The organism is Pyxidicoccus fallax (genome assembly GCF_012933655.1).
In the GTDB taxonomy this organism is placed as follows: Bacteria; Myxococcota; Myxococcia; order Myxococcales; family Myxococcaceae; genus Myxococcus; species Myxococcus fallax.
Map to the genome: position 1 here is coordinate 1 of NZ_JABBJJ010000679.1, position 1875 is coordinate 1875.

The 1875-nt window shown below is 71.9% G+C and carries 1 protein-coding gene; it reads right to left on the reverse strand.

From position 1 onward, the window contains the following. Positions 1-1875, reverse strand: a 1875-nt coding sequence (locus HG543_RS53430; RefSeq protein ID WP_169352644.1) for a M16 family metallopeptidase, incomplete at both ends; no start/stop codon positions are given.

Genomic DNA, 1875 nt, shown 5'->3' on the forward strand with positions numbered 1-1875 from the left:
GCCCACCCAGGCCCGCAGGGACTCCGGCGTCACGGCGGCGAGGTGGTCCGGGTACTTCTCCCAGTGGTCCGCGGGAAGGCCGCGCGCCTGGAGGTCCGAGAACAGCCGCGCCCGCTGTGCGGACGTCTTGGCGTTTCCGACATGGGCGCGTGCCACGCTCCAGCGAGCCTGCTCCACCTCATCGGCTCGCGGTGCCTCCTGCTCCAGTGAGTTCAGCTCCCCGAGGGCCTGGTCCAGCACGTCCGTCACGCGCGCCGTCTCCGTGAGGGCCTGGAGGTGCAGGACGTAGGCGTCCGGCGTCACCACGTGGCCCGCGGTGAACCGGGCCACCGCCTGCTTCGAGGCGGGAAGCCGCGACAGCCGCTGCTCCAGCAAGGGGAGCAGCACGTCCACGACGGCGTCACGCGCGCCATCCGGCGCCGGCCCTCGCAGCGCCAGCTCCACGTGGGCGTAGGTCTGGCCGGGCGCGTCCACCAGCACGACCGAGCGCGAGGTCGGCATCGCGGACCCGGCCACAGGACGAGGCGCCGCGCCCGCGTCCGGCGTCCATCGGCCGAGCTGCGCCTCCAGGACCTTCAGCAGCTCCTCCCGCGGGGGCAGGTCGCCGACCAGCACCAACGCCGTCCGCTCGGGACGGACCCAGGTGTCATGCCACTGCTTCAACGCCTCCTCGGAGTAGCTCTCGAGGTCCTGCTCCGTGAAGGTGCCGAGGAAGCGACCCGGGAACAGCCGCGTGGTGAGCGCGATGCGCGCACGGGCCTGGTCCGAACGCGCCTCGGTCTGGGAGCGTTGCTGGATGCGCTTCCAGAGCGCCTCCCGGTCGAGACGGACCCGATAGGCGTAGCGCTCCGACGGCGGCTCGACCTTCCGGCGCAGGGACTGGAGCACGGGCACGAAGTTGACCGACGCGTCCGAGAAATGGAATCCGTCATGGCTCGTCGCCGTCGGGACCGGCCCGTCCAACCACCAGGGGTCCGTGCCCCACTCCAGGGTGGCCCCCGCCCGCCAGTTCTGGACGAGCTGGTGGAACATCGCGGAGCGGCTGTCGACCTCCTGGGCGGGAGGATTGGCAAGCAGCATCCGCGCCTCCACCAGCGGAATGCCGCCGCGCTGCTGTGCCACGACCTTCAGCTTGTTGGAGAGCGTGAAGTGCTCGGCGCCCTCCAGCCCCAGCCCCCGCAGCGTCCGGCGCACGTCCAGTCCCGGGGACACGGGGACGTCGCTGTCCCCGAGGGGAGACGACAGCGCCGCGCTGGCCTTGGTGATGTCCGCCCCCGACACCGGCACCTGGAGCCCACGGCCGTCCGGCACGACCACCATCGCCCAGGTGTCCTGGGGGCGCAGGTGTTGCTTCACATACGCCTCGAGGCCCGCCAGGCCCGTTTGCAGCTCCTGCTGCCGCGCGCCGATGTACGTGGGCTTCCCGGTGGCGCGGAGCACGCGAGCCATGTCGCGCACGGGGATGTTCTCCAGGTCGCGATAGAGGTCGCGCCAGGCCTCCTGCTTCAGGTGCTCGGCGTTCCAGCGGCGGGTCCAGGCGCTGTGCTCCATCCCCGCGAGATGGTCCGAGACCTGCTTCGCCAGCGCCGCGGCATCCGCCGGGTTCACGAGGCTGAGCCGCGCGCTGAGCAGCGTCACGTCCTCCAGTTCCTGGACCTGGGTGCGGAGCGCACTGAACCGGAGATTGCTCTGCACCAGGGCCGCGGTGATTTCGTCCCCGAGCATGTCGGCGACGAGCCGGGCCTGGAACCGGGTGCCGTCCCTCCTGCCCGGCACCTTCCAGACCATCCACAGTTGTGGCGTGTCCACGGGCCCGGCCCGCTGGAGCTGGGGGGCCTGCGCGGACTCCTTCACGGGCGGGGGAAGGGCCGGGAG